This window comes from Streptomyces sp. A2-16 (genome assembly GCF_018128905.1).
Taxonomy (GTDB): domain Bacteria; phylum Actinomycetota; class Actinomycetes; order Streptomycetales; family Streptomycetaceae; genus Streptomyces.
In genome coordinates this window covers 4,021,258-4,046,168 of sequence record NZ_CP063808.1, presented here as the reverse complement: position 1 = coordinate 4,046,168, position 24,911 = coordinate 4,021,258, and the positions used below count along the sequence as shown (strand labels likewise).

General features: G+C 71.4%; 20 protein-coding genes and 3 pseudogenes. 5 read left to right on the top strand and 18 right to left on the bottom strand.

Annotated elements, in window-relative coordinates; all coding sequences use genetic code 11:
- Nucleotides 1-27: 27 nt before the first annotated feature.
- Entirely contained in the window at nucleotides 28-717 is a 690-nt protein-coding gene (locus tag IOD14_RS18200) for a GAF and ANTAR domain-containing protein (RefSeq protein WP_249125944.1), read from the top strand.
- A 141-nt stretch (nucleotides 718-858) separates the two neighbouring features.
- Here IOD14_RS18200 and IOD14_RS18195 read toward each other — a convergent pair whose 3' ends face one another.
- Together IOD14_RS18195 and IOD14_RS18190 are read right to left on the bottom strand one after the other, a co-directional pair.
- The gene (locus IOD14_RS18195) at nucleotides 859-1,875 is read right to left on the bottom strand and encodes a zinc-binding dehydrogenase (RefSeq protein ID WP_123993431.1); all 1,017 of its coding nucleotides are present in this window, start codon (nucleotides 1,873-1,875) and stop codon (nucleotides 859-861) included.
- 93 nt (nucleotides 1,876-1,968) lie between these two features.
- Nucleotides 1,969-2,847 carry a helix-turn-helix domain-containing protein gene (locus IOD14_RS18190; RefSeq protein ID WP_212670785.1) on the bottom strand — a complete coding sequence of 293 codons (879 nt, stop codon included), beginning with the start codon at nucleotides 2,845-2,847 and terminating at the stop codon, nucleotides 1,969-1,971.
- 195 nt (nucleotides 2,848-3,042) lie between these two features.
- Between IOD14_RS18190 and IOD14_RS18185 the strand changes: the two genes are divergently transcribed.
- Complete coding sequence (locus IOD14_RS18185; protein WP_212670784.1) at nucleotides 3,043-3,963, top strand: alpha/beta hydrolase; 921 nt, start codon at nucleotides 3,043-3,045, stop codon at nucleotides 3,961-3,963.
- Here the strand turns inward: IOD14_RS18185 and IOD14_RS18180 are convergent.
- Together IOD14_RS18180 and IOD14_RS18175 are read right to left on the bottom strand one after the other, a co-directional pair.
- Nucleotides 3,953-4,210 (bottom strand): ABC transporter permease, encoded by a 258-nt coding sequence (locus IOD14_RS18180; RefSeq protein WP_249125943.1) that lies wholly within the window; start codon nucleotides 4,208-4,210, stop codon nucleotides 3,953-3,955. The two genes, IOD14_RS18185 and IOD14_RS18180, sit on opposite strands and share 11 nt — an antisense overlap.
- 37 nt (nucleotides 4,211-4,247) lie before the next feature.
- On the bottom strand, nucleotides 4,248-6,692 hold the full coding sequence (locus IOD14_RS18175) for a hypothetical protein (protein WP_212670782.1): 2,445 nt from the start codon (nucleotides 6,690-6,692) through the stop codon (nucleotides 4,248-4,250).
- A gap of 320 nt (nucleotides 6,693-7,012) precedes the next feature.
- Between IOD14_RS18175 and IOD14_RS18170 the strand changes: the two genes are divergently transcribed.
- Nucleotides 7,013-8,932, top strand: coding sequence for a serine/threonine-protein kinase (locus IOD14_RS18170; protein WP_212670781.1), 1,920 nt, complete (start codon nucleotides 7,013-7,015; stop codon nucleotides 8,930-8,932).
- A gap of 40 nt (nucleotides 8,933-8,972) precedes the next feature.
- Here IOD14_RS18170 and IOD14_RS18165 read toward each other — a convergent pair.
- A pseudogene (locus IOD14_RS18165) lies at nucleotides 8,973-9,233 on the bottom strand (FG-GAP repeat protein); the annotation flags it as partial.
- A 3-nt stretch (nucleotides 9,234-9,236) separates the two neighbouring features.
- Here IOD14_RS18165 and IOD14_RS18160 point away from each other — a divergent pair.
- Entirely contained in the window at nucleotides 9,237-9,437 is a 201-nt protein-coding gene (locus IOD14_RS18160; RefSeq protein WP_174269339.1) for a hypothetical protein, read from the top strand.
- A gap of 3 nt (nucleotides 9,438-9,440) precedes the next feature.
- Here IOD14_RS18160 and IOD14_RS18155 read toward each other — a convergent pair whose 3' ends face one another.
- The 4 genes from IOD14_RS18155 to IOD14_RS18140 form a co-directional block, all read right to left on the bottom strand.
- Nucleotides 9,441-10,391, bottom strand: coding sequence for an expansin EXLX1 family cellulose-binding protein (locus IOD14_RS18155; protein WP_212670780.1), 951 nt, complete (start codon nucleotides 10,389-10,391; stop codon nucleotides 9,441-9,443).
- Nucleotides 10,392-10,447: 56 nt separating this feature from the next.
- On the bottom strand, nucleotides 10,448-11,704 hold the full coding sequence (locus tag IOD14_RS18150) for a 4-hydroxybenzoate 3-monooxygenase (protein WP_282959518.1): 1,257 nt from the start codon (nucleotides 11,702-11,704) through the stop codon (nucleotides 10,448-10,450).
- A 104-nt stretch (nucleotides 11,705-11,808) separates the two neighbouring features.
- Nucleotides 11,809-13,716, bottom strand: a complete 1,908-nt coding sequence (locus IOD14_RS18145; protein ID WP_212670779.1) for a glycoside hydrolase family 97 protein — start codon at nucleotides 13,714-13,716, stop codon at nucleotides 11,809-11,811.
- Between the two features lie 25 nt (nucleotides 13,717-13,741).
- Nucleotides 13,742-16,051: a Tat pathway signal sequence domain protein gene (locus IOD14_RS18140; protein ID WP_212673301.1), complete on the bottom strand. Its 2,310-nt coding sequence runs from the start codon at nucleotides 16,049-16,051 to the stop codon at nucleotides 13,742-13,744.
- A gap of 235 nt (nucleotides 16,052-16,286) precedes the next feature.
- Between IOD14_RS18140 and IOD14_RS18135 the strand changes: the two genes are divergently transcribed.
- Nucleotides 16,287-17,513, top strand: a complete 1,227-nt coding sequence (locus IOD14_RS18135; protein ID WP_348540891.1) for an acyl-CoA dehydrogenase family protein — start codon at nucleotides 16,287-16,289, stop codon at nucleotides 17,511-17,513.
- Nucleotides 17,514-17,535: 22 nt separating this feature from the next.
- On the opposite strand, the gene gap is transcribed toward IOD14_RS18135, so the two are convergent.
- From gap to IOD14_RS18090, 9 genes and pseudogenes are all read right to left on the bottom strand, one after another.
- A complete protein-coding gene (gap, locus tag IOD14_RS18130; RefSeq protein WP_123993435.1) occupies nucleotides 17,536-18,534 on the bottom strand; it encodes a type I glyceraldehyde-3-phosphate dehydrogenase in 999 nt (332 codons plus the stop codon).
- Nucleotides 18,535-18,639: 105 nt separating this feature from the next.
- Nucleotides 18,640-19,596, bottom strand: coding sequence for a helix-turn-helix domain-containing protein (locus IOD14_RS18125; RefSeq protein ID WP_123993436.1), 957 nt, complete (start codon nucleotides 19,594-19,596; stop codon nucleotides 18,640-18,642).
- A 20-nt stretch (nucleotides 19,597-19,616) separates the two neighbouring features.
- Complete coding sequence (locus tag IOD14_RS18120) at nucleotides 19,617-20,045, bottom strand: OsmC family protein (RefSeq protein ID WP_123993437.1); 429 nt, start codon at nucleotides 20,043-20,045, stop codon at nucleotides 19,617-19,619.
- 38 nt (nucleotides 20,046-20,083) lie between these two features.
- A complete protein-coding gene (locus IOD14_RS18115; protein ID WP_212670777.1) occupies nucleotides 20,084-21,055 on the bottom strand; it encodes a phosphotransferase in 972 nt (323 codons plus the stop codon).
- A gap of 35 nt (nucleotides 21,056-21,090) precedes the next feature.
- Nucleotides 21,091-22,749 carry a hypothetical protein gene (locus IOD14_RS18110; RefSeq protein ID WP_212670776.1) on the bottom strand — a complete coding sequence of 553 codons (1,659 nt, stop codon included), beginning with the start codon at nucleotides 22,747-22,749 and terminating at the stop codon, nucleotides 21,091-21,093.
- Between the two features lie 173 nt (nucleotides 22,750-22,922).
- A complete protein-coding gene (locus tag IOD14_RS18105) occupies nucleotides 22,923-23,069 on the bottom strand; it encodes a hypothetical protein (protein ID WP_249125942.1) in 147 nt (48 codons plus the stop codon).
- A gap of 201 nt (nucleotides 23,070-23,270) precedes the next feature.
- Nucleotides 23,271-23,879 (bottom strand): ATP/GTP-binding protein, encoded by a 609-nt coding sequence (locus IOD14_RS18100; protein ID WP_212670775.1) that lies wholly within the window; start codon nucleotides 23,877-23,879, stop codon nucleotides 23,271-23,273.
- A pseudogene (locus IOD14_RS18095) lies at nucleotides 23,863-24,229 on the bottom strand (DUF742 domain-containing protein); the annotation flags it as partial. The gene IOD14_RS18100 and the pseudogene IOD14_RS18095, both read right to left, overlap by 17 nt.
- Nucleotides 24,226-24,378: pseudogene (locus tag IOD14_RS18090) on the bottom strand (roadblock/LC7 domain-containing protein); the annotation flags it as partial. The pseudogenes IOD14_RS18090 and IOD14_RS18095, both read right to left, overlap by 4 nt.
- Nucleotides 24,379-24,911 lie beyond the last annotated feature (533 nt).

Sequence of the window (24,911 nt, the reverse complement as noted above, 5' to 3'; positions counted from 1 at the left end):
CTTTCGCGGAAGCTACTGGAGGACGTCTTGGACTGGAGTCGTTTCGCCCGGCAGATGGCGGCGATGGCCCGCGATCTGCTGGCGCAGGATTCGGTGAGCAGCACGCTCGGCCGGATCTCCGACTCGGCCACCGAGCTCGTGGAGGGCTGTACGGCCGCCGGGATCCTCGTGCTGCACGACCACAAGGTGGAGACGCTCGCCGCCACGGACCAGCTGGTCATCGACAGTGACCGGCTCCAGGAGCGGCTGGCTCAGGGGCCCTGTTTCGACGCCGCCCGCACCTCGCAGGGCGCGCGGGTCTTCCGGATCGCCGACCTCACCGCCGAGCAGCAGCGGTGGCCCGACTTCGCCCCGCAGGCCCGCGCCCTCGGCGTGGGCAGCATGATGGGCTTCCTCCTGTACACGGAGGAAGACGACCTCGGCGCGCTGAACCTGTACTCGCGCGAGCCAGGGGCGTTCACCGAGGCCAGCGAGCTCGCCGGGTGGCTGCTCGCCTCCCACGCGGCGGTCGCCCTCTCTGCCGCTCGCACCCACGCGCAGATGGAGCAGGCCGTCGCCACCCGCCACGCGATCGGCGAGGCGATGGGCATCCTCATGGGCAGCCACAGCCTCAACGAGGAGCAGGCCTTCGACGTACTGCGCCGCTACTCGCAGGAGAACAACGTCAAGCTCCGTGAGGTCGCCCGCCAGGTCTGCGAGAAGGGCGGCCTCACCTGACCGGGGCCCCATCCGACCCCGGCCTCACCTGACCGCGGCCTCCCCGGCTCGATGGCTGAACCGGAGAAGCCTGGCCGGTGCGGCTCCCATGGGTACGCCGCCACGCCCGGCCTGCCTTTCAAGTCCCCAGCCCTGAGGGTGCTACTCCTGTGCAGCCGAATGCCGGACGCGCACGACGAGTTTGCCGGTGGCCCGGTCGTGTTCCATGTCGTCGTGGGCCCGCGGCACCTGCTCCAGGCCGTCGTAGACACGGTCCACGGGGAACGCCAGGCGCCCGGCGGCCACCGCCTCGAGGATCTCCTGGAACGTCTCCCGGGGGAGATCGGCGGCGTCGCCGAAGTAGCCCGCGAGGCGCACACCCCTCGGCAGGTACTCGTTCGGGGAGAAGTCCCGCACCGTCCACTGGTTGGACAGGCTGCCGCCGAAGCACCCCGTGCCGTGCACGCGTACCGCGCGCAGGGTGTCCGGCAGGGTCGGGGTGCCGACCAGGTCGAGGGCGGCGTCGACGCCGTCCGGGTACAGCTCGCGCACGGCGGGCGCGATCTCGCCGGTGTCGAGCAGGGGGTGGTCGACACCGTGCTCCGTCAGCAGGGCGAGGCGGTCGGCCCGCCGGGTCGTGGACAGCACCGTGGCACCGCGCCAGGTGGCCAGGGCGGCCGCCGCCAGACCGACCGAGGAGGTGCCGCCCCGGATCAGCAGGGACTGACCGGGTCTCAGGTCCAGGCCGACGGTGAGCGAGCCGTAGGCGGTCTGCACCATCTCCGGCAGGGCGCCCAGCACCTCCCAGGGCAGGTCGGTGTCGACGGGGATGACCTGGGACAGCGGCACCGAGGTGTACTCGGCGTAGCCCCCGTCGTAGGTGCGGCCCATGTCTCCCATCATCGCGACGACCTTCTGCCCGGGGACCAGCCCGCTGCCGGCCGGGGCCGCGTCGACGGTGCCGGCGGCCTCGATGCCCGGCACCCGGGGGAAGCTGACACCCACCCCCAGGCCCAGCCTGAGTTTCAGCTCCGAGCGGTTGAGGCCGAACGCCTCGACGCGGACGCGGACCCAGCCGTTCCGCTCGGGTGGGAGCGGGAGCGTGGTCAGCCGCAGGTTGTCCACGGGGCCGGGGGCGGAGAGCCGGACCGCGCGCATCGTGCTCGGCGAGGACGTCATGAGCCTGCTTTCTTCCCGGGGCGGGAGAGTCGGTCGGCGGTCGTCAACGTGCGGACGCTGCAGGTTCATTCCCGGCTTGTCGTCCGTGGACGATCACCGCGTCAGGTCCTGGGAGCGGTCGGCGTCCGGGTGCCCGGCGGGCCATGAGGTGAGGATGCGCAGCGCGTCGTGGGAGGGGGTGCCGGGTTCGGCGGTCAGGATCATCAGGCGCTGTCCGGAGCCGTCGGAGCCGGCCCAGGTGTCGCAGTCGAGGGTGAGGTCGCCCACCAGGTGGTGCCGGTAGTGCTTGGTGCCGTAACTGGCGCTGCTGACGCGGTGTTCGGCCCACCAGGTGCGGAAGTCGGGGTCCTGGAGGGACAGTTCGCCGACGAGCGTGGCGAGTTCGGGATCGTCGGCGTCCGCGGCCGCCTCCAGGCGCAGGGCGGCGACGGCTTCGCGGGCGTCGTGGGCCCAGTCCTGGTGCAGCTGCCGGACCGTCGGGTGCGTGAACACCAGTCGCAGGTAGTTGCGCCGGTCGGCCGGGAGGGCGGAGAAGTCGGTGTAGAGGGCCGCAGCGGCGGGGTTCCACGCCAGGATGTCCAGGCGCTTGCCGAGGACGAGCGCGGGGGTCCCGGTGAGCTGGTCGAGAAGCCGCCGCATGGCCGGACGCAGCCGCTGGACGGGCCGGCGGCGGCGTGGGCGGGCGTCGCTCCGGCCGGCGAGTTCGTAGAGGTACCGCTGCTGGTCGTCGTCGAGGCGCAGAGCGCGGGCCAGGGTGGTCAGCACCGGTACGGACGCCCGGACCCGGCCCTGTTCCAGCCGGGTGTAGTAGTCCACGCTGATGGCGGCCAGCTGGGCGACCTCCTCACGGCGCAGCCCGGCGACCCTGCGGGCGAGGTCCGTCTCGGCGAGGCCGCACTCCCCCGGGGTGAGCTGGGCCCGGCGGGCCTTGAGGAAGGCGCCCAGCGCCCGCGCGTCGGAGTCGGAAGTCATGCACACCAGTGTCCGCGCACCGCGCCCGCCACGGCACACGGGGTGAGGGGGCACGTTCTTTCCCAGGCAGAAACCTGACTCTCCCGCCGGTGCGCGGACCGAACGAACGTGGAGGTGTGCCCGGCGGGGTGCGGACTCAGGGTCCGCCGCACGGGTGCGTACGACACGTCGTCACCGTCTTCGGGAGAGTGCCTCATGGCTCGGACCACCGTCACCTTCGACAGCGCCGGCATCACGCTCGTCGGCCACCTCCACACCCCCGACGCACCGGCGTCGGGTCCGCGGCCGGCGCTCGTGGTCGGCCACCCGGGCACCGCCGTGAAGGAACAGACCTCCGGCACGTACGCGCGGCTGATGGCCGAGCGCGGTTTCGTGACCCTCGCCTTCGACGCCGCTCACCAGGGCGAGTCCGGTGGGCTGCCCCGGGGTCTGGAGGATCCCGCGCAGCGGGTGGAGGACTTCAAGGCCGCCGTCTCCTACCTCACCACGCGCGAGGAGGTGGACGCCGACCGCGTCGGGCTGCTCGGCATCTGTGCCTCCGGGAGCTACTCGCTGGCGGCCGCGGGCGGCGACCACCGGGTCAGGGCCGTGGCCGCCGTGTCCACCGCCGAGCCCGCCCGCCAGTTCCGCCTCGGGGCCGACGGCACCCAGGACCCGGCCGTCTTCCAGGCCCTGCTGGACGCGGCCGCGGCGGCCCGCAGCACCGCCGCACGCGGCGAGGACCCCGGCACGATGACCATGTTCCCGGAGACGGTGGAGCAGGCTCGCGCACTCGGCGGCGAGCACGGCGCCGAGGGCTTCGACTACTACTGCACCCCGCGCGGCGGGCACGAGCGCTCCGCGAAGACCCTCGCCTGGGAGAGCATCGACCGGATGGCTCTCCACGACGCCTTCCTCGCCGTCCCGCTGATCGGCCCCCGGCCCGTCCTGCAGATCATCGGGGAACGCGCCGTGACCGCGTGGATGGCCGTCGAGGCCCACCAGCGCGCCACCGGCCCCAAGGAGATCCACTGGATCAAGGGCGCCAGTCATGTGGACCTCTACGACAGGAAGCAGTACGTCGATCAGGCCGTCGAGAAGCTCACCGGCTTCTTCACCGCCCACCTCACCGACTGATCTGCCGTGCGGCGGACAGGGTCCGGGCCCTGCGGAACTCACTCCGCGCGAGCAGGGAGAACGTCACCGCGGCGGCCAGGGCCAGGGCCACGATCGCCCACTCCAGGGCACCGCTGTGCTGGTCGGGGTCGACTCCGAAGACCTCCTCGATCCAGTCGGGCCAGATCAGCGTCACCAGGAAGAGCAGTGCGCACAGGCCGGCCGCCAGCGCCTCGATACGGCCCCGCAGACGCATGTCTCGTGTCATCGCCGTCACCTTCGATGTGTGCCTGGTCGGGGCCCGGTCAGACCGTCGACAGGTCGATTCGGAACATGCCGCGGCCGTGTGTGGCGCTGACCAGCGTCTCGTCCATCCAGAACAGCTGGTCGACGGAGCAGTTGGCGGGCCCCTCGTTGGTCGCCGACCAGGTCACGCCGCGGTCCTCACTGGCGTAGAGCCCGACCTCGGTACCGCAGTACAGCAGTTCGGTACGGCGGGGGTGGATGGCGACCGCCCGGATCGGGACGTCGGGGAGTGTCTCGGCGAGCCGGCTCCATCGGGCGCCGCCGTCGTGGGTCACCCAGAGGTTGTCCGCCTCGAATCCGCCGAAAGCGACGAAGACAGTCTCCGGGTCCCGCGGGTCGACGGTGACGCAGGTGCAGTAGCGGCTCGGACGCAGCCGGTCGGGCCCGGTCACTCCGACCCGCGCCCAGGACGGGGTCGCCGCCGTGCCGTTGGTGGTGCGGAACAGCATGCCGTTGACGTGTCCCACCCAGATCCGGTCGGAGTCGCCGGGTGTCACCGCGAGTGCGCTGATCTTCGATCCGGCGCTGGGTTTGATGGCCTGCCAGGTGGGCCCGGACGAGGGCGTGTTGGGCTCCTTGGCGTTGTTCGTCCGCCACAGGGACAGTCCGCCGGCGAGCAGCCGGTCGGCGTTGTTGGGGTCGAGCGCGAACGGGGCGATGAAGAGCGCCTGGTTGTTCTTGGCGTCCGGGATGTGGAAGGGCAGGGGCTTCCAGTCCCACTCCCTGATGGTCTCGTTCCAGAACTGGCCGCTGATGTAGCGGTCGCCGTCGGTGTCGTCGCTGGTGCCGCCGTCGGTGTTGCGGTGGATGTTCAGGAAGACGTACTCGCCGTAGAAGACGTCGGGGTCGTCTGGGTCGGAGGCGCACCAGCCGCCGTCGCCCCCGAAGATCTGCTGCCAGCCCTCGGCGCCCAGGGCGGGGTCGAAGCAGAGGGTGCCGTTGTCCTGCGCACCTCCGATGATCTTTCCGGTGATCCGGTTTCCGGCTCCGGAGAAGAACTGGGTGACGCCGTAGTTGTTGTCCAGCTCGGTCCATCCTTCGACGAACGGCGGCTCCGGTTCGGTGCCGGTCCGGGACAGGTCCTGCGCCATGAAGACGCCGCCGTCGTTGCCGAACAGGACGGTGCGGTTGGCGGTGCCGTCGTACGACGGGTGCGAGACGATGGCGTGGTGGTCGGCGTGCACCGATCGCGGGTGCCACCAGGTGCTGATCTCGGTGATGTGGTCACCGCCGTCCGTGCTGCGCCACAGGTCGACCCCGCCGAGCACGACGAGGTTCGCGTCCGTCGGGTCACCGGCCCACACGGCGTTGCCGTACCAGCCCTGGTCGCCCAGGTAGTCGGCCACCTGACCGCTGGAGTCGAGGGTCCTGCGCAGACGGTAGGTCCGGCCGCCGTCCGTGGAGCGCCAGATGCGGCCGCTGGTCATCTGGACCGAGGCGTACACGATGGCGGGGTCCTTGGCCGCGTAGGCGAGTTCCACCCGCCCCGACCACGGCTTGCTCTCGTGGGTGGCGGTCTGCCAGGTGCGTCCGCCGTCGGAGCTGACGAAGGCCGCGCCGGCGTCCAGCGCGCCCGCCACGGCCCGCTGGTCGTCGGTGGGGTCGAACAGGACGATGCCGAGGGGGACGTCGAGGACCTGCGTCCAGTGCTTGCGCTCCGAGTCGGAGCAGCGGAACAGGCCGGTCGTGGTGGCCGCGAGGACCACCTCGCCGGTGCGGGAGACCGCGATCCGGGTCACGGCTCGGAAGTCCGCGGTCTGGGTGGCGGTGATCGGCGCCCAGTTCGCACCGTCGGTGGTGCGGAACACGCCGTTGCCGCGCAGGGCGTCGGCGTTGGAGAAGCCCTCGCCGGTGCCGACGTAGATCGTCATCGGGGCGGCGGGGTCCATGGTGAGACAGGAGCAGGCCAGATTGCCGAGGAAGTCGTCGACGGGCGCCCACTTCCGGCCGCCGTCACCGGTGTGCCACACACCGCCGCCGGCGCTCGCGGCCCACATCCTCAGCGGATCCTCGGGGTGGATCACGATGCCGCGGGTACGGCCGCCGATGTTGCCCGGGCCCAGCCATTCCCACTGTGTCAGCTGCATCCCGGCCGTCGGGGTCGGGCCTGCGGCGAAGCCCTCGGCGGCCGGGCCGGTGGGCACGCCCGCGGTCTGCGCGGCAGGCGGCTCAGCGATCCCGAGCCGCGCGCGCATCCGGTCGAGGGCGGTGCCCTGGGCGTTCGCGGGGACGGTGCCGTCGTCGCCGCGTTCCTGTTCGAGCCTGAACAGCCGTCGCGCGTTGGGCAGGTCGGGGTGGTTCAGGCGGCGCAGCGCGCGCCGTATCGCGGCGTCCGGGAGGCCCTGGAGCGTCTCGTTCGTCGCGCCACGGCTCCTGCGCAGGAGCGGCACCTGTTCGATCCGGATGTTCTTCTCCCGCGCCAGCTGTGCGTCGGAGATGGTCATGATGCCCCCTGGGAGGACGCGCTGAAGCCTCCCTCGAACACTGCTCGCCTTATCGGGATCCGACAATGCGATACGGGAAAGAGAGGGAGATAACTCCGCTTTGCGGCACCTGAGTTGTAAGGCCATGGCCAAAGCGTGCGCCTTCCACCATCGTCACCCCGGGCACCGGGAAGTGCCAACTCGACGGTCGCGCGGTCTCCGCGCCCCAAGTCCCGAATGACATAGGTGAGCGATTTCCTGAACACCTGCGCGAGCTGAGTTACGCTCTTCTCTCACTGGGGGTGAACTGGCGTGCATCGAAAGTGACTTCGGGGGATTCCTTGTCGGGACAGCGGCCGGCGTCGGCGGACGACGCGGCTGCCGCGCTGCGGCAGACCGGTGCCTTACCACTGCGGCTCGGCGACCCCCTGCGGGTCGGCCCCTACGCACCGGTGGCGCTGCTCGGCAGCGGCGGCATGGGACGGGTCTACCTGGCACGTCCCATGGACGACAGCCCGGGTCTGGTCGCGGTGAAGGTGATCAGGCCGGAGTACGCGGAGGATCCCCGGTTCCGGCGCCGGTTCGAGCGCGAGGCGTCCGTGCACGCCCGTCTCCGGACCCCGCACGCGCCGCGGCTGTGCGGCACGGGCTTCGAGGACGAGCTGCTGTGGATGGCCACGGAGTACCTCCCCGGCTTCGATCTGGCGGAGGCCGTCAAGGAGTACGGCGCCCTGGACACAGCCGCGGTCCGGCGGCTGGCGGCCGAACTGGGACAGGCGCTCTCGAGTCTCGCCGTCGAGGAGATCGTCCACCGGGACCTGAAGCCGTCCAACGTGTTGCTGTCCGTCCGCGGCGCGCATGTGATCGACTTCGGCATTTCGAAGGCCGCCGACGCGAGTGCGATCACCGGCACCGGCAACCGGGTCGGCACCCCCGCCTACATGTCGCCCGAGCACTTGAGGGAGGGCGTGTCCGACACGGCGTCCGATGTCTTCTCGCTGGCCGGGACACTGGTCTACGCGGCGACGGGGCGTGCGCCGTTCGGTGACGGCACCGGGGTCGACGTGATGCACCGGGTGGCGTACGAGGAACCGAACCCCCAGGTCGTCGGGGAGATCTCGGCAGCGGACGCGGAACTCGGTGCGCTCCTGACCGCCTGCCTGGCCAAGGAGCCGTCGCGGCGGCCCACCCCGCAGGAGCTGATCGACGCCGCCCGGGTACGACCCGTGGCGGACACCTGGCCGGAGCCGCTGGGCGTCGAGGTGCTCGCCCGGCAGCGAGCGTACGAGGCCCTGCACCTTCTGCCGGTGGCGAGCATGAGCCGCCTCCGGTCCGTCGGCGACCTGCCGATGCCGGTGTCCTCCCGGGGGCTGCAGGCCGCACCGGCCGATGCGCGGCCGCCTCATGAGCAGGCACCCGACGCGCGCCCGACGCATGCGCGGGCACCGGGTGCTCCGGCGCCGCACTCGCCGGTCCCCGGTGCCGCGCCGGCGGGCTCGTTGTCACCCGACGCCCAGGCGCGGGACTCGCAGGCACCGGATTCGCCGTCATCGGAGAAGACCGAAGGTTCCGCGGCCGTGCCTGCGCCGGGATCGCCGGAAGGGCGGTCGCGGCGGCGGCGGAAGACGTTACTCGTCGCCGTCGCGGGCCTCGCGATCTGCGTCGTGGCCGCGGTGGCGTTGCTGCTCATCCGTCCCGATGCCCCTGCCACCGCCTCGCCGAAGGCCGGTGGCGGCACGGCCGAGGGCACCGGCTCCCATGACGCCCCCACCGGTCCGGTGTCCCCGAGCACGACCGGGCGGACCCACCCGGACGTCGACGGCGCCCTGGCGGTGGAGCCGGACACGGAGGCGGGGACCATCTCCACCGAGCCCGGGGCCTCGGGCTCAGGGTCGGGCTCGGGCTCGGCGGGCGACCGGGACGAGGACGCCCCGGCTCCCGGTGACACCACGTCCACCGAGCCGTCCCCCACCGCTTCCGCCGACAGCCCGTCCGCCGGGACCGGCACCGCTCCCTGGCTCTCCGCGTGCACGTACTACGCCGGAAACGGGCGCACCCGCCTCGGCGACAGCGGCAAACGCGTGCAGCAGGTGCAGTGCATCCTGACGGAGCGCGGATACAGCGTGGGGAGCACCGGCGTGGACGGGGAGTTCGGGTCCGGCACCGAGAGCGCGGTCCGCTCCTTCCAGAGCGAGCGGGGACTGAGCGCCGACGGCGTCGTGGGACACGACACCTGGGCCGCCCTGCGCAGCACCGAATAACAGCGTCGTCCCCGCTGCGAACGCGCCGAACGCGCCGCGCTCACTCGTCGATCACCGCGCCGAAGTGGGCGCCGTGGCCGCTCCCGCCGAGGGCGGCGGCGCCGTAGGAACGCGACCCGTCGGCGAGCAGGCCGTCGCCGCTCGCGGGCACCAGCCACACGGCGCCGTCACCGGCGTTCTCGCCGGGCGCGGCGGCCACCAGCTCGGCCCGGCCGTCGCCGTCGATGTCGATGAGCCGCACCTGGGCGCCCCACCCGTCCCCCTCCTCGGCGGCACCCGGGATGCCCGCCGTGTTCTGGTCGAGGTGCTGGAACCGGAGGCGGAGGAACTGTCGTTCTGGGACCTGGTCGAGTGGGGCGCCGGGCACGTCTCCCTCGCCCGCCGTTTCACCGAAAGGCCGGTCCTGGCCCGGGCTTTGACGGACCGCTCGATGTTCCTTCTCGCCGCCCACCAGTACGGCGAGTCCTACGACGACTTCGTGGAGGTCTGCGCATTGCTGAACTGACGGTCAGTGCCGGGCGAACTGGACCCGGGTGGGCTGCACGACGTTCGGTTGCACGCCGATGCCGTCGATCTCCAGTCGCTCGCCGTAGATGTCGGTGATCCTGATCGGGCCACCGCAGCCGCTGCCCTGCTCGGAGAGGAAGTAGTTGTATTCGGTGCGGGGCAACTCGCGCCACCCCGCGGCCGTTTCGACTTCCAGCCGGGCCAGCGGGTTGCGGTGGCCGATCGCCTGGATGCCGCACCAGTAGCGGCTCGATCCGGTCTTGTACCGGATCGAGACCGTTTCGGAGGTGCTGGGGCTCTGCAGGCTCCAGGTGATCGGGATCCGGCCCTGCACGGGGGCGGCGAGCTTCGCGAACGCCTGCGGGCTGAGGTCGAGCTGGCCGGGTGCGCAGGGCAGCGGGCACTCGTTGGTGATGCGGACCGTGACGGAGGCGCCGCTCGCGGCACGGACGAGGATGTACGCCCCGCACGCCCTGGACGTCTCGTAGTCGGTGTGGTTCATCGCCGCGGTCATGACGTCGTCGGTGGGGCCGTACAGACAGGCGCCGTCGCCGTTGCCCACGTCGTAGAAGGTGGCCACGCCCTGGTAGGTGACCCCGGGCTTGATCCGTCCGGCCGCCGGGGCCGACGCGGTCGCCTTCCGCGCCGGGCGCTTGGCCGGCGTCTTCGACGGCCGGGGCGAGGCGCTGCTCGCATCGGCCTTGGGGCTGCTGGTGCGGGCCGAGACCGAGGGGGAGGCCGTGGCGGGCTTCGGCTCCTCGGCCGTCGGGGTGGGCGTGGCGGGGGCGCCGGCGACGGCTGTGGCCGCGGCCGGGCCCGCGTCGGTCCCGCGGTCGGGACCGAACGCGAGGACCAATGCCGTCACGAGCACGACGACGGCGACGACGGCCGCCGAGACGAGGGCGGTGCGCCCCCTGCCCGACGAGGGGGAACGATGCGAACGAGATGCCACTGTGCGCGTCCTTGGGTGATCCGTGCGAGCCTCCGGCGGAGGGCGCTTCCGACTTGTCAGTCGCCGCCGGTTCCCAAAAGGTTGCCGGGCATTTTCTGCGCCACCGCGTCCCCGGCCGGGTCCAGCCCTGTCATGAGTTCCGCGAAGGCTCCGGCCGCGGCCGGGGAGGTGAAGAGGCGGTCGAGGCGGGCACGGGCCAGGTTGCGCAGGAAGGGCTCGGCGTCGCCCGCGTCGTGCAGGGTGCGGGTGAGCCAGTGGGAGAACTCCTGGTCGTTCCAGACGCGGCGAAGACAGCGCGCCGAGTAGGCGTCGAGGGCGGAGTCGTCGCCTCGGAGGAAGTCACGCACGGCCCGGACGAAGACATCGGCGTCGTACAGGGCGAGGTTCATGCCCTTGCCGCCCATCGGGGACACGATGTGCGCCGCGTCGCCGACCAGGAAGAGACGGCCGTGGCTCATCGGTTCGTGGACGAGGCTGCGGAGCCGGAACACCTCGCGGTCGGTGATCGGGCCGGCGACGAGAGCGGGGTCGCCGAGCCGGGTGCGCAGCGCGTTCCAGACGCGGGCCTCGGGCCAGGCGGCCGGGTCGTCGTCGGGCGGGCACTGGAGGTAGTAGCGGCTCGCGTGCGGGCCGCGCGGGAAGTGGGCGGCGAAGCCCTCCCGGCTCACGGCCAGCAGGGGGTGGGCCGGGGGCGGGGCGTCGGCCAGGACGGTGAGCCAGCCGATCCCGTGGTCGAAGGCGTACGCGGTCAGCGCGCCGTCGGGGATCGCCGTACGGCTGACGCCGTGGTCGCCGTCGCAGCCGGCGACGAAGTCGCAGGTGATCGTGCGGAGCGTGCCGTCGGCGGTGCGGTAACCGACGGTCGGGCGGTCGCCGGTCAGGTCGTGCAGGGAGACGTCGGCGGCCTCGAAGCGCAGGTCGCCGCCGTCCTCGAGATAGGTGGCGGTGAGTTTCTGCACGAGGACCTGTTGGGGGCACAGACGGGCCGCGGGACCGTCGGAGCCGTCGCTGTCGGACAGCAGCCGGTTGCGCCCGTCGACCCGGAACTCGAGGATGCCGTCGTAGGGGATCCCGCCGAGGACCCGGTCCGCGAGCCCCCAGGAGTCGAACATGCGGACCGCGCGCGTCTCCACGATGCCGGCCCGCTGGCGCTGCGCCACGTGGTCGCGGGAGCGGCGTTCCAGCACGACGCAGTCGATGCCGCAGTGCCGCAGCAGCGTGGCGACGGTCATCCCGGCCGGCCCCGCACCGATCACCACGACGGTCGTGGACTCGGCAGGATGATCCAGCAACTCGCTTGCCTTTTCGGCCACTTGGGCACCTCCGGCACCAGCGTATCGGGGCCTGGCGCACGCGGGGCCGGGTTCGATCAGCGGCGTCCCCGCTGATCGAACCCGGCCCCGGAACGGCAGTGCGCTCAGCGATGGCAGGTGGTGATGCCCGGTCGCCAGGGGCAGGCGAGCCCGGCGAAGCCGCCGTTCGCCACGACGTCCACGGTGAGCGTGTCGCCGCCCCGCAGCACCCGCCGGTCCTGGACGAGACCGTCCGCCCCGTCCCGGATCGTCTCCACCAGCCACCGGCCCGGACCGAGGGACAGCGGCACCGCGGCCGTACGGGCGGCACCCGCGTAGACGCCACCGAGGAACCAGCGCTGCCCGCTGCGGCGGGCCAGCACGGCCTCCTGACCGGGTTCGCCGGCGAGCAGGCGGGTGTCGTCCCAGGCGGCGGGGACCTGGTCGAAGTAGGCCCGGGCGAGCGGCCGGGCCTCGTACGACTCGGGGGTGCCCGCGAACATCTGCAGTCCCGACTCGTAGGCGACGGTGAGGCCGACCTCGGCCGCGTCGGAGTTGGGCCGCAGGCCCACGCGCTGGAAGGCGCCGGGGGTGAAGTCCATGGAGCCGATGACGTTGCGGGTGAAGGGCAGGGTGGTGAGGTGGGCGGCGGTGTTGGTCCGCTTCTCCTCCCCCGCGACGCCCTCCAGGGTCATGACCTGCGGCCAGGTGCGCTGGATGCCCTTGGGAATCGTGGAGCCGTGGAAGTCGACCATGAGGTGGTGGGCGGCCGTCTGCGCGAGGATCGTGTCGTACCACTGCAGCATGGGCTGCGCCTCGGAGTTCATGAAGTCGATCTTGACGCCCTTCACGCCCCACTTCTCCAGGGTCGGCAGCCACTGGGCGCGTTCCTCGGGGGTGTCGAGGTCGCGCTGGTGGATCCAGACGATGATGCCGACACCCTTGGCGCGGGCGTAGCGGACGAGTTCCGGCATCCAGCTGTTGGTCTGCCAGTCCGGATCGGTGATGTCCCACTCCCCCGGCCGGTAGTACCAGCCGGCGTCGACGGCCTCGTAGGGCCAGTGGCGTTCGGCCGCGTAGTCGACGTACGCCTTCTGCGCGGCGAGGCTCTGTCCCGCCTCCCTGCCGCCTGCGAGCCACGTCCACAGGACCGTGCCCGGGCGGATCCAGGAGGTGTCGCGGACCTTGGAGGCGGGGGCGAGGTCGTCGGTGAACGTGGAGCGGGTGACGGTGGCGAGGTCGCCGGTGACCATGGCCCGCCAGGGGGTGGCGAGGGGGCCGTCGGCCTTCACCCGCTCGTCGGCGAGCTTGATCCGGTAGGTGCCGGTGCCCTGGGTGTGGGCGAGGCGGGCGCCGGAGTAGGCGCCGGTGAGGTCGGACTCGGCGAGCAGGGTGTAGCCGCCGTCGGTCGAGAACAGGGCCTGGTCGGAGTACTCCGCCGTGGGCGCGGTCGCCGCCGTGTACTGGGTGAACTGGCCCTCGTTGTCCACCCGGTAGGTGCCGAGCCACGCCTTCGCGTCCGCCGGGAGGTTGAAGGCGGACGTCTCGCCGAGGACGTCACCGGTTCCCTCGGGCAGGACGTAGCGGTAGGCGACACCGTCCGCGGAGGCGCGGACGACGAGGTCGAGTCGGGCGCCCGCGGGGGTGGCGAAGGACAGCCGGGCCTCGTTCATGCGGACCCGGCGGTCCAGCCGCTTCCCGGACTTCGTGCGGTAACGCTCCTCCACCGTACGGTTCTTGCGGTTCAGGAAGCGCAGGTCCTTGGACAGGTCGGCCTGTTCGGTGACGATGCCGACGGGCGACGGTTCGACGACCGTACGGCCGTCCCGGGACACGGCGAGACTCAGCGCGCCCGTGGCCGCGTCGAGGGAGACCTGTGCGCGCGGCGCCCGCGGTCCTGCGGCCAGGGACCAGGACTGGTCGTGCAGGTGGTCGGCTTCGTACTGTTCGGCTCGAGCGGGTGCCGTGGTGAGCAGTGCGGCCGCCAGGGAGGCGCACAGTGCGGTGACCGCGGTTCTGATCGGAACTGCCATCGAGATCCTCCGAGTTGTGTGGCCTTTACGGCAGTCCCCAGGCCGGCCCCGGTTCGCTGACGGCGACGGGCGCGATGCTCAGGTCGGGTCGGGAGCCGGTGTGGACGAGCACCTCGCGGCCGCGGGGCAGGTCGATGGCGAGGGTGCCGTCGCCGAGGTCGCGGGTGCGGGCGGGGGTGCCGTCGTCCAGTACCGCGGTGAGGCGTCCGGTGAGTCCGTGCCGGAGCCTGAGGGGCTCGCCCGCCAGGCTCCTGACCCGGATGAACCGGGTGGTGCCCGCCGTGCGGACGGCGCTGACCAGGAAGGCGCCCTGCGTACGGAAGTTGTGCAGGGTGAGGTCGGCCCAGGCGGTCGGGACGGCCGGGAAGACGCGGATCACCCCGCCCCAGCTCTGGCAGAACATGTCGTGCAGGGACTGCGAGGCGGACAGCGGGGTCTCGATGACCGGGCCGGCCTCGGTGTAGTGGGTGTTGGGGCGGCAGGGATACCGGGTGGTGGGGTCGAAGAACTTGCGGAGATAGGTGATCGCGGTGTCGCCGTCGCCGCTCATGGCGTACATGGAGGCCGCGCCGGTGTAGCTGTAGCCGCGGTGGGCGCCGGTCAGCGCGTGCCAGTGGACGAGCGACTTGGTGATGAGATCGCGGTTCTCGGGCTGGTCCCAGTTGACGAGGTACAGGGGGTACACCATCAGCAGGTGCGAGTAGTGGCGGTGGGACTGGGCGTAGGGGGTGTCCGCACCGATCATGAAGCCGTCGGCGTCGACCGGGTACGGCGTGAGCCTGGCCAGCACCTCCTGCCAGCGCGGGATCAACTCGTCGTCGACGCCGAGGAGTTCGGCGGAGTCGAGAAGGGTCTGGCAGGCCCAGCGGATCAGGGCCAGGTCGTAGTTGGTGTCCTGCGGCGGTACGACGGGGTATTCGGGCGAGAGGGTGCTGGGCAGATGGAGCTTGCCGTCGCTGCCCGGGGTGAGGAAGTGCAGGTAGTAGTTGACGGCCCGGCGCAGCACCGGGTAGATGGTGTCGCGCAGCAGCGACTTGTCCATGGAGTGGCGGTAGGACAGCCACACGTTGTGCAGGGCCCAGGTGAGGTCGCCGGTCTCGGCTCCGGTGCCCGGCCGGCCGACGCCGCGGTTGGCGAACATGTCGGAGCTGCGGCCGACGCCCGAGCTGTCGGCGCGGTAGGCGGCCGGCACATTGGCGATGAGCTGTTCCTGGTTCTGGCGCAAGGTGGTGGCGAGGGAGTCCAGCTCGGGGTGGTTGAAGCCGTGGATGAGCCAGTACTCCAGCTGGACGTTGAGGTTCCACCAGACCGCGGGCCACGGTGTGGGCTCCAGCCAGGGTCCGGAGGTGGCCATGACGGGGCCGCCGGCGCGGCTGGCGGAGGCGACCTTGTAGAGCTGGATCCAGTGGAAGCTCTGGAGCCGCTGGTCGGGGAACGACACGAAGCTCTTGCGGTAGAAGTCGTGCCACCAGCGGATGTGCTTCTGCCTGAGCGCGCTGTACGACTTCGCGCGGCGGAGGTTGCGCAGCGAGTCGGCCTCGGCGGCGCTGTCGGAAGGGTGGCTGTGGCCGACGCTGAGGAGCAGGTCGCCGTCGGTGCGGCGGTGGGCGGTGGCGGTCTGGCCGCCGGCGGTGAGAGGTTGGAGGACCTGTTCGGTGCCGTCGGTGGCGGTCCGGCTGGTCCAGGGCGGGTTGGCGGTGTAGTCGGCGGGCGGGGCCTCGCTGATCCTGCGGGGGCTGATCGCCTCCTCGGGGTGGAAGGTCCAGGTGACCCGTTCGCCGCCGCCGGCCGTGACGCGGACGGCCAGAGTCTCGTCGTGGATGAGGGCGGCGAGGGTGAGGGTGCCGGCCGTCGTGGTGACGGTGCCGGTGAGTTCGGCGTTCCACAGGCTCAGCCGCCAGTCGACGGCGGTGATGGTGCCGGCCGGTTCGAGGGTGAGGTGGCCGACGGGGAGCCGGCAGGTTCCCCAGCCGCTGCCGAACTCGGGGCGGTGGTCCTGGACCCGGCCGTGCTGGACGGTGAAGCGGATCCGGTTGGCGCCTGGCTCCTGGTAGATCATGCTGCCGAGCAGGCCGTCGCCCAGGAACGGACCCTCGTACCAGAGCGTGGGCAGTCTGGTCCACAGCAGGTCCTGTCCGCGCAGGAACCGCGCCCAGGCGTCGTCGCCGGTCATGGTGTCGCGGAGTTTCCAGGGGCGTGGGGCGACGCCCTGCGAGGACACCGGTTCTTCGGCGTGGGCCGTTCCGGGTAACGCGGCCGCCGCGGCTCCGCCCAGCGCGGTGCCGAGTACGGCTCTGCGGGGCGGCTGCGCGGATCTCTCCGGCTGCGAGGTCATCATCGTCCTCCCTACCTGACGGATCCTTGATACATCGGGTGTATCGGGGAACCTAGGAGGCCCTTGTGTACCTGTCAATGACTTCAACACCTCGCGAATCACATGTACTTCACGCCATTCACGAGTCCGGACAGCTAGACACCCACGTCAGCTGGCCTAGACTATTCTCTACGATCCATCCGATGTATCTCTCCTTTCGCCGTCGACGTTGACACCCGACAGGTTCGGCGTCACGGTGAGGGTTCTCCCGCGCATCGGGCCCGGAGGTCTCGCCTTGGCCGGTTCATCCGCACCGAACACGGACACCGAACTCGTCGAACGCGTAAGGAAACTGCAGCCGCTCATCCGGTCCCACGCCCTGCGCACGGAGCAGGAACGCCGGGTGACACGCGAAGTCGTCGAGGCCCTGACGGACGCCGGGGTCCACCGCATGAACATCCCCCGCAGGTACGGCGGTCACCAGTCCTCGGCACGGACTCAGGTCGACGTGCTCAGCGAGGTCTCCGCCGCGTGCGGGTCGGCCGGGTTCACGGCGCTGATCCAGGCCGGCTGCGCGTTCATCGCCGCGCTCTTCCCGGACGAGGCACAGGACGAGATCTTCGCCCGCCCCGACGTGCGGGTCAGCGGCACCCTCGTCCCGAAGGCGAAGGCCCGTGCGGTGGACGGCGGTTACGTGGTCGACGGAACCTCTCCGTTCGCCACCGGCTGCCAGGACTCCGACTGGCATCTGCTGACCGCCGTGTCCCACTCCGGGGACGACCGCCCACCGGAGCTGCTGTGGACGGCCGTCCCCATGAGCGACCTCGACGTGCTCGACGACTGGCAGGTCTCGGGTCTCGCCGGGAGCGGCAGCAACAGTGTCGTCGCCCGTGGCGTCCACGTGCCGGCCCACCGAGTGCTGCCCCTGGGGCCGCTGCTGGGCGGCTCCTTCCCGTCCCGGCGCAACAGCGCCGACCCCTTCTACGGCATGCCCGTGCTCCTGCTGTTCTGCGTCTGGACGGCGGCCGGTGCCCTCGGCCCCGCCCGGACGGCGCTGGCGGAGTTCGGCGATCGCGTCCACCAGCGGGGCATCACCTACACGATCTACGAGCGTCAGCACGAAGCCCCGGTGACCCATCTGCAGTTCGCCGAGGCCGCCATGAAGATCTCCTGTGCGGAGCTGCTCACGGACGAGTTCGTCTCGCTGATCGACGCCCGGGTCGCCGACGGCAACGCGTACACGCCGCGGGAACGGGCGCGGATCCGGGCCCAGTCCGGCTATGCGGCACGACTGTGCAAGGAGGCCGTGGACCTGATCGGTTCCGCCTCCGGCGCGTCCTCGCTGCGTCTGGACGCGCCGGTCCAGCGTGCCGTGCGGGACCTCAACGCCCTGACCCTGCACTCCTTCGTCAACCCGACCGCCAATCTGGAGCTGTACGGCAGGGTGCTGTCCGGGCTGGACGCCGGTACACCGTTCCTCTGACCCGCGCGGGTCCGCGAACCGGTCAGCCGTTGGCCAGGAGTTCCAGCGTGTCGATCACCCGGTTCGAGAAGCCCCACTCGTTGTCGTACCAGGCGACGACCTTCACGTGGCGGCCCTCGACGCGGGTCAGCGCCGAGTCGAAGATCGACGAGGCGGGGTTGCCCGTGATGTCCGAGGAGACCAGCGGGTCCTCCGAGTACTCGAGAACACCCGCGAGGGGCCCCTCGGCCGCGGAGCGGTACGCCGCGAGGACGTCCTCTCGGGTCACGTCACGGGCGACGGTCGTGTTCAGCTCGACGATCGAGCCGACCGGCACCGGGACGCGGATCGAGTCGCCGGACAGCTTGCCGTCCAGGTTCGGCAGCACGAGGCCGATCGCCTTGGCGGCGCCGGTCGTCGTGGGCACGATGTTGACGCCGGCGGCGCGGGCGCGACGGGCGTCGCGGTGCGGACCGTCCTGGAGGTTCTGCTCCTGGGTGTAGGCGTGCACGGTGGTCATGAAGCCGTGCTCGATGCCGGCGAGCTCGTCGAGAACCGACGCCAGCGGGGCGAGCGCGTTGGTCGTGCAGGAGGCGTTGGAGACGATCGTGTGCAGGTCCGGGTCGTACGCGTCGGTGTTGACCCCGTACGCCAGGGTGACGTCGGCGCCGTCCGAGGGCGCGCTGACGAGGACCTTCCGCGCGCCCGCGTCGAGGTGGGCGCGGGCCGCCTTGGCCGAGGTGAACCGGCCGGTGGCCTCCAGCACGATGTCGACGCCGAGCTCGGCCCAGGGAAGCTGTGCCGGTTCGCGCTCGGCGAGCACGGTGATCCGTCGGCCGTCGACGACCAGGGTGTTCCCGTCGACGGTCACCGGACGGCCGAGGCGGCCGGCCGTGCTGTCGAAGGCGAGCAGCCTGGCGAGGGTGGCCGGCTCGGTGAGGTCGTTGACGGCGACGATCTCCAGGGAGCTGTCGCGTTCGAGGAGCGCGCGCAGCACATTGCGTCCGATGCGGCCGAATCCGTTGATGGCGATGCGAGTCATGAATGGTGTCCCTTCCCTATGCCCCCAGGCTCGCGCGCGCCGTCGACAGCTGACAGTGGCGGGATCGCCATGGTTCAAAAGGATCGCGCCAGGCGGCGGCAGGGGTCACTCGCCCCGGGTGAAGGTGCGCCGGTACTCGCTCGGCGTGGTCCCCAGGATCCGCTGGAAGTGCGTGCGCAGATTCGCGCCGGTCCCGAGCCCGACGTCGGTGGCGATCTGCTCGACACCGCGCTCCGAACGCTCCAGCAGCTCACGGGCCAGGTCGATGCGGGCGCGCATGACCCACTGCATGGGCGTGTATCCGGTCTCCTCGACGAACCGGCGTGAGAACGTGCGCGGAGAGACCGCGGCCTGCCGCGCCAGGACGTCGAGGGTGAGGGGTTCGTCGAGTCGGTGCAGGGCCCACTCCCGGGTGGCGGCGAAACGCTCACCGAGCGGCTCGGGCACACTGCGCGGCACGTACTGCGCCTGACCGCCGCTGCGGTAGGGGGCCGCGACCAGGCGCCGGGCCGCGTGGTTGGAGGCGGCGACCCCGAGGTCACCGCGCAGGATGTGCAGACACAGGTCGATCCCGGAGGCGGCGCCCGCCGACGTCAGCACGCTGCCCTCGTCGACGAACAGCACGTTCTCGTCGACCCGGACGAGGGGATGTTTCGCCGTCAGCGCCCTCGTGTAGTGCCAGTGGGTCGTGGCGCGTCGGCCGTCGAGCAGACCGGTCGCGGCCAGTGCGAAGGCGCCGGTCGAGATCGCGGCCAGCCGCGCGCCCCGGCCGTGGGCGGCGACCAACGCCTCGACCACCGCGTTCGGCGGGTCCTCGCGGTCGGGGAACCGGTAACCGGGGATGAAGACGAGGTCCGCCCACGCGAGCGCCTCCAGGCCGTGGGCGACGTGGTACGACAGCCCGTCACCACCGCTCACCAGCCCGGGGGCCGCCCCGCACAGCCGCACCTCGTACGGCATGCTCGCGCGCGTGGTGAACACCTGTGCGGGGATGCCGACGTCCAGGGGCTTCGCGCCTTCCAGGACGAGAACGGCGACGCGGCGAAGGCGGGAGTCGGACACGGGGACGGGCTCCGCAGCGGTCAGGCGTCCTGGACGGTCGCGGTGACGGGTGTGCCGATCTCGACCGTGCGGCTGACCGTGCAGAGGCGGTCGTGGGAGGTCTTCACGGCCCGGGGCAGGATCGAGCGGGCCCGGTCCGCGCCCTCGCCGTCCGGGAAGGTGACGGTGAAGGTGACCGCGAGGTCGGTCAGCCGGTTGCCGAGCTCGTCGTTGATCTTGTTGCCGCTCACTTCGACGGAGAAGGCGGCGGGTTCGGCGTGGCGGCTGGTGGCGAGGTCGACGTCGACCGCCGTGCAGCCGCCGAGGGCGGCGAGGAGCAGTTCGACCGGGGTGAACTCGCTGTCGGAGCCGGTGCCGAAACTGATCGTGCCGCCTCGGACGTTGGTGGCGACGAAATGGCCGGTGCCGGTGCGCTCGACGGTGACGGACCGCGCGGAGTTTTCGCTCATGCCCAGGACATTAGTGCCAGGTCACCGAAGCGCGCAGGTCACCACTCGGCCTCCAGCTCCTGAGTCAGCCGGGAGACGGCGCCCAGGTCGGGCAGGCTCCGCAGCTTGGCCACCGCCTCCCGGCCGCCGAAGGCGCGCTGCTCGGCGGTCACCGTCGGATCGACCGCGCAAGCGGCCTGTACGTACACGTAGTTGAGGTCCGTCGCGAACAGCATCGAGAAGGCGTCCACGCCCTTCACCACCGCGCAACCCCCGGCGTCCCGGTAGGCGCGCACCAGCCGCCGAGCGGCCCCGGCGTCGACGCGGTCGCCGCCCGACCACACGTAGAGGGCCCGGGCGAGTTCACGCTCCGGAGAGACGGGCCCGGCGTTGTCCCAGTCGAGGAGAACCGGCCCGCCGGGCCCGACCAGGACGTTCTGCGGGCGCATGTCGAGATGGGAGGTGACGACGTCGCCGGGAACCGACGGCGACACATGGTGTCCCAGTTCCACGGCGGTCGTGCCGATGAACCGCTCCAGTTCCTTCGCCCAGGGGAGGCCCGCACGACCGACCCGGTCCAGCAGTCCGGCCCAGTCCTGGTCCCGGGGACACTGCTCGTACCACGCGCCCGGTGTCTCTCTCGTGCCCTGCCCCGCCTGGTGCAGAAGGGCGAGCGTACGGCCGCACCAGCTCAGGATCTCCGGGTCCGACGGGTCGGCCCCGGCGCCGTCGACCCAGTCGTACACCTTCACCCAGGAACCCTCGGGGAGCCGTACCGCACGGACGCCGGTGCGGTCGGGCATGAGGCGTGGTGCGGAGATGCCGAGCGGTTCCGCCGCGTCGCGCAGGGCGGCCTCGGCCGCGACGTCCGGCTCGCCCTTCTCGAAGAGCAGCTCCTTCACGGCCCAGGCGGTGCCGTTCCCGGACAGCTTCCAGATCTGTCCGAGGGCGCCGCGGGCGACGGGCGCCATCGTCCATGTCCCTGTGCCGAGCGCATAGGTGTCCGCGATGAGTTCGCCCGTGTTCCGCATGCAACTCCCCGCTTCCGCCGCCCTGTTGCGTGAGCCTATCCGCAGCAGCCGTTCGTGGTGCGGCAGAAGCAGGACGCCTCGACCGGCACGTCGGCCAGCGCGGCGGCGATCCGAAGCTGCTGTGCGACGATCCGCGCCTCCCCTTCCTTCTTCCCGCGGACCAGGCACTCGTGGAGGCCGTGCAGCGCCCACACGTTGCCGGGGTGCTGGAGCGGCCGCGGAAGGCTGTCGTCGAGGCCGAGGTCGGCGCGGTAGACGGCCTCGGCCTCGGCGACACGCCCCTGTTCGAGCAGGAGGGCGCCGTAGGCGTGGCGGGTGGGCTGCATCCAGCCCCAGGGCTCGTCGTAGGGGAGGTTGTCGTCCAGCTCCACCGAGCGTTCCAGAGCCGCGAACGCGCTGTCGAACTCGCCCTTGCGGTAGGCGAGTTCACCGTCCAGCATCGCGGAGGCGATCGCCAGGACGTCGGCGCAGGTGTTGTTGAAGAGCATCCGGGTCTCGGGGACCCGGGCGACCGCCGCGTGGAAGAGGGTCCGCTCGGCTTCCGCCTCGGTGACGCGGCCGAGGGCGGACAGGGCGACGCCGCGGGCGTAGTGGAGCATCGCGGTCGTCACGCAGTACAGCCGCGGGTCGGCGGGCAGCGGCAGGTCCAGGATGTCGCTCCAGCGACCGAATCGGATCAGGACGTGGACCCGCATCGCGAGGAAGCCCTCCAGCCAGTCGGCCATCGGCGGGCTCTCGACCCGCAGCAGCTCCTCGGGGATCGACGCCTCCAGCTGCGCGGCGGTCTCCAGGGCGACCTGCGACCGGCCCAGGAACATCGCCCCGTAGATCTTGAAGTGGTAGTTGTGCGAGCGGTAGAGCGTGTAGAAGTTCATCGCTCCGGCCCGGGCACGGACCTTCTCGTCGGCGACGATCGCGGCGCTGTTGTCGCTCACCACCCGCCGGTAGTCGCCGCACAGCACCTCCAGGTGCGAGGGCATGTGCAGGAGATGCCCGGCGTCCGGCACCAGGCCGCGCAGCCGGTCCGCGACGGCCAGGGCCGCCTCCGGCGTGGGCGACATCTCCATCAGGTGGACGTACAGGTGCAGGACGCCCGGGTGGTCGCGGCCGGTGGCGCCGGCGAGCGCGCGCTCCAGAACGGCCCGGGCCTCGCGGGTGCGCGCGCCCGCGGCGGGTTCGCCGGTGCGCAGGTCCCACAGTTGCCAGGGCGTGAGGTTCATCAGCGCGTCCGCGTACAGGGCGGCCACGTCCGCGTCGTCCGGGGCGAGCTCGTGGACGGCGCGCATGCTGTCGGCGTACGGGCCGTTCCACACCGCGCAGTCCTCGGCGGGCTTCGCCTGCGGGTAGCGGGCGCGCAGGGCACCGATCAGGGCCCGCTCCACCACGGTGGCGCGGACGGCCGCCTTCTCGTGGGCCGACTCGACGGCCGCATGGGTGCGCTCGACGGTCCGGGCCAGGTCCCGGTCGTCGAAGAACTCCCAGGGCTTGTTGTAGTTGGGGCCCAGCGCGTAGGCGATGCCCCAGTGGGCCATCGCGCAGTCGGGGTCGGCGGCGGCCGCCTTCTCGAAGCAGGCCACGGCCTCCTCGTGATGGAAGGCGTACGTCCACACCAGGCCGCGGTCGAACCAGAGTTGGGCCTCGGCTGAGCCGGTGGTGACGGGTCGACCATGGGCGCCGAGGTCGTAGTAGTCCATACGCCGCTCCTCGCACTGCGGGCTGTGCTGTACGGGAGTCGATTCTGCCCGAAGAAGGGCCTTTCGGGCATGTGGGCGGCGTGCTGTCGCCCGAACGAACGCAGGTGCCGGAGCCGGGACTTGCGGTAACCCGTCAATCCCGGCTCCGGCACCTGCCGGGGCGCGCCAAGCCGTCACACACGGAAGATCTCGAGGAAGCTGCTCCAGAAGCCCTTCTCGGCCGGCTGCGGGGCCGCGGGTGCGAGGACCCGTGAGGCGGGGGCGGGCTGCTGGACGACGGTCGGACGCGGCGCGGCGGAGGTGCCGTACGCCGATGCCATCGGGGTGGCCGGGGTGGGGCCGAACCGGACGGGGAGGGCGACCCGTGGGCCCGCAGGTGGTCGTAGACCTTCTACGGGTCCGCGGCGAAGGAGCCGTCGTACCTGGGGCATCTGGCCGCACCGGTGGCGGCCGTGTCATGAACGTCCATGTCTGTGCCCTTTGGTGGCCCGGACCGCTCGGTCCGGGCGGGGGGTGGTGGTTCAGGCGGCTCGGTCGAGCAGGTGACGTACGAGGGCGATCAGGGCGCGGGCGGAGGAGCGCTGATCACGGGCGTCGCAGTGGATGACGGGAGTGTCCGGGAGCAGGTCGAGCGCCTCGCGGATCTCCTCCTCCTCGAAGTGGCTGGTCTGCGAGAAGATGTTGACGGCGATCGCGTACTCGAGGCCGTACTCGTCGATCAGGTCGATGACCGGGAACGTCTCCTCCAGGCGCGAGGGGTCGACCAGGACCAGGGCGCCGAGTGCTCCGCGGGCCATGTCCTCCCACAGCTGCATGAAGCGCTGCTGTCCGGGGATGCCGAACAGGTACAGCACCAGTTCGTCGCTCAGGGTCAGCCGGCCGAAGTCCAGCGCCACGGTGGTGGTCGCCTTGTCCGGAGCCCCGCGCAGGTCGTCGACGTGCATGGACGCCTGCGTCATCTTCTCCTCGGTGCGCAGCGGAGTGATCTCCGACAGGGACCCGATGAAGGTCGTCTTGCCCACGGCGAAGTGTCCGACCACCAGGATCTTCGCGGCGGTGGTCACCTCGGCGGAGACGTAGATGGAGCCGTTCGCCCCGGGGCCGGCCGATGTTGCGGGTTTCGAGTCCATGCAGAACCTTCTCGAGTATCGCTCGGGGAACGTGCTGGGCGGGGGCCGGTTCAGCGCGGCGCAGGAGGTGCCCCTGCTCGAATGAATCGGACAGCAGCAGTCGGGCCACGCCGACGGGCAGTCCCAGATGACCGGCGACTTCGGCGACCGACAGGTAGCCGCCCGAACACAGCTCCCGAATGGCCAGCCACCTCGGAGCCTGCCCCGAGCGGCGGGGTCCGGTCGAGGGCCAGGCACACCAGCGGGTGCAGGGCCAAGTCGTCGTCGGAGGGGAGACGACGGCCGCCCGTGATGACGTGGGAGCGGACGAAGTCGCTGGTTACCGGAGCGTCCTCGCCTGGCCAGGTCATGCGTCCACGCCGGTGTTCTGGCGCGGAGTCGCGCTCATCGCCCTGGTCAGCGCCCGCACCGTCTTCTGCATCCGGATCGACATGGCCTCCATGTCGACGTCCAGGGCGGTCGAGACGGCGAGGCAGGAGCCGCTGCCCCCGGCGATGAGGAGGGGTCGCCTTGGTCGCCGACTCGGCGTCCTTGCGCGCCTCTTCCGGATCCGCGGTGTGCCGTGCGCTCACCGACGAGTACGTCGTCCGGAGCCCGGCGAGCTGCCCTCGCACGCTCGCCATGTCGCCGTGCAGTCTGTTGTTCGCGCGGAGCTGGATGTTGGTTCGCCGTGCGCGCCATCACTGCGAAACCCGCAGCGATGAGTACCAGGAGCAGGATCGAAAGGAGTGGATCTTCGAACAATGACGTCATGAGACTCTCTTCAAGTCGCCGCGCGTCGGGAGACCGACTGTGCATGGGACCCCCGGACACCCCCCCTCGCCGAGCGGCGCGGGTCTTACCGGCGGACCAACCGTCACTCCTTCACGATGGGGCCGTTTTGGCTGTCCCCGTACGCGCGTATGACGCGCCATCAGCCTACTGAAAAGCGTAATGATCTTATCAGTTGTCACAGTGTTAACAGGCGTACCAGAGGCCACACTTGACGACTCTCCACAAAGATCCCGCAAAGGACTCATCAGCTGCTGTCGG

Coding starts and splice junctions, on each gene's coding strand:
- IOD14_RS18195 (WP_123993431.1), bottom strand. CDS start 1,875: ATGACGTCCTCGCCGAGCACGATGCGCGCGGTCCGGCTCTCCGCCCCC.
- IOD14_RS18190 (WP_212670785.1), bottom strand. CDS start 2,847: ATGACTTCCGACTCCGACGCGCGGGCGCTGGGCGCCTTCCTCAAGGCC.
- IOD14_RS18185 (WP_212670784.1), top strand. CDS start 3,043: ATGGCTCGGACCACCGTCACCTTCGACAGCGCCGGCATCACGCTCGTC.
- IOD14_RS18180 (WP_249125943.1), bottom strand. CDS start 4,210: ATGACACGAGACATGCGTCTGCGGGGCCGTATCGAGGCGCTGGCGGCC.
- IOD14_RS18175 (WP_212670782.1), bottom strand. CDS start 6,692: ATGACCATCTCCGACGCACAGCTGGCGCGGGAGAAGAACATCCGGATC.
- IOD14_RS18145 (WP_212670779.1), bottom strand. CDS start 13,716: ATGGCAGTTCCGATCAGAACCGCGGTCACCGCACTGTGCGCCTCCCTG.
- IOD14_RS18140 (WP_212673301.1), bottom strand. CDS start 16,051: ATGACCTCGCAGCCGGAGAGATCCGCGCAGCCGCCCCGCAGAGCCGTA.
- gap (WP_123993435.1), bottom strand. CDS start 18,534: ATGACTCGCATCGCCATCAACGGATTCGGCCGCATCGGACGCAATGTG.
- IOD14_RS18120 (WP_123993437.1), bottom strand. CDS start 20,045: ATGAGCGAAAACTCCGCGCGGTCCGTCACCGTCGAGCGCACCGGCACC.
- IOD14_RS18115 (WP_212670777.1), bottom strand. CDS start 21,055: ATGCGGAACACGGGCGAACTCATCGCGGACACCTATGCGCTCGGCACA.
- IOD14_RS18110 (WP_212670776.1), bottom strand. CDS start 22,749: ATGGACTACTACGACCTCGGCGCCCATGGTCGACCCGTCACCACCGGC.
- IOD14_RS18105 (WP_249125942.1), bottom strand. CDS start 23,069: ATGGCATCGGCGTACGGCACCTCCGCCGCGCCGCGTCCGACCGTCGTC.
- IOD14_RS18100 (WP_212670775.1), bottom strand. CDS start 23,879: ATGGACTCGAAACCCGCAACATCGGCCGGCCCCGGGGCGAACGGCTCC.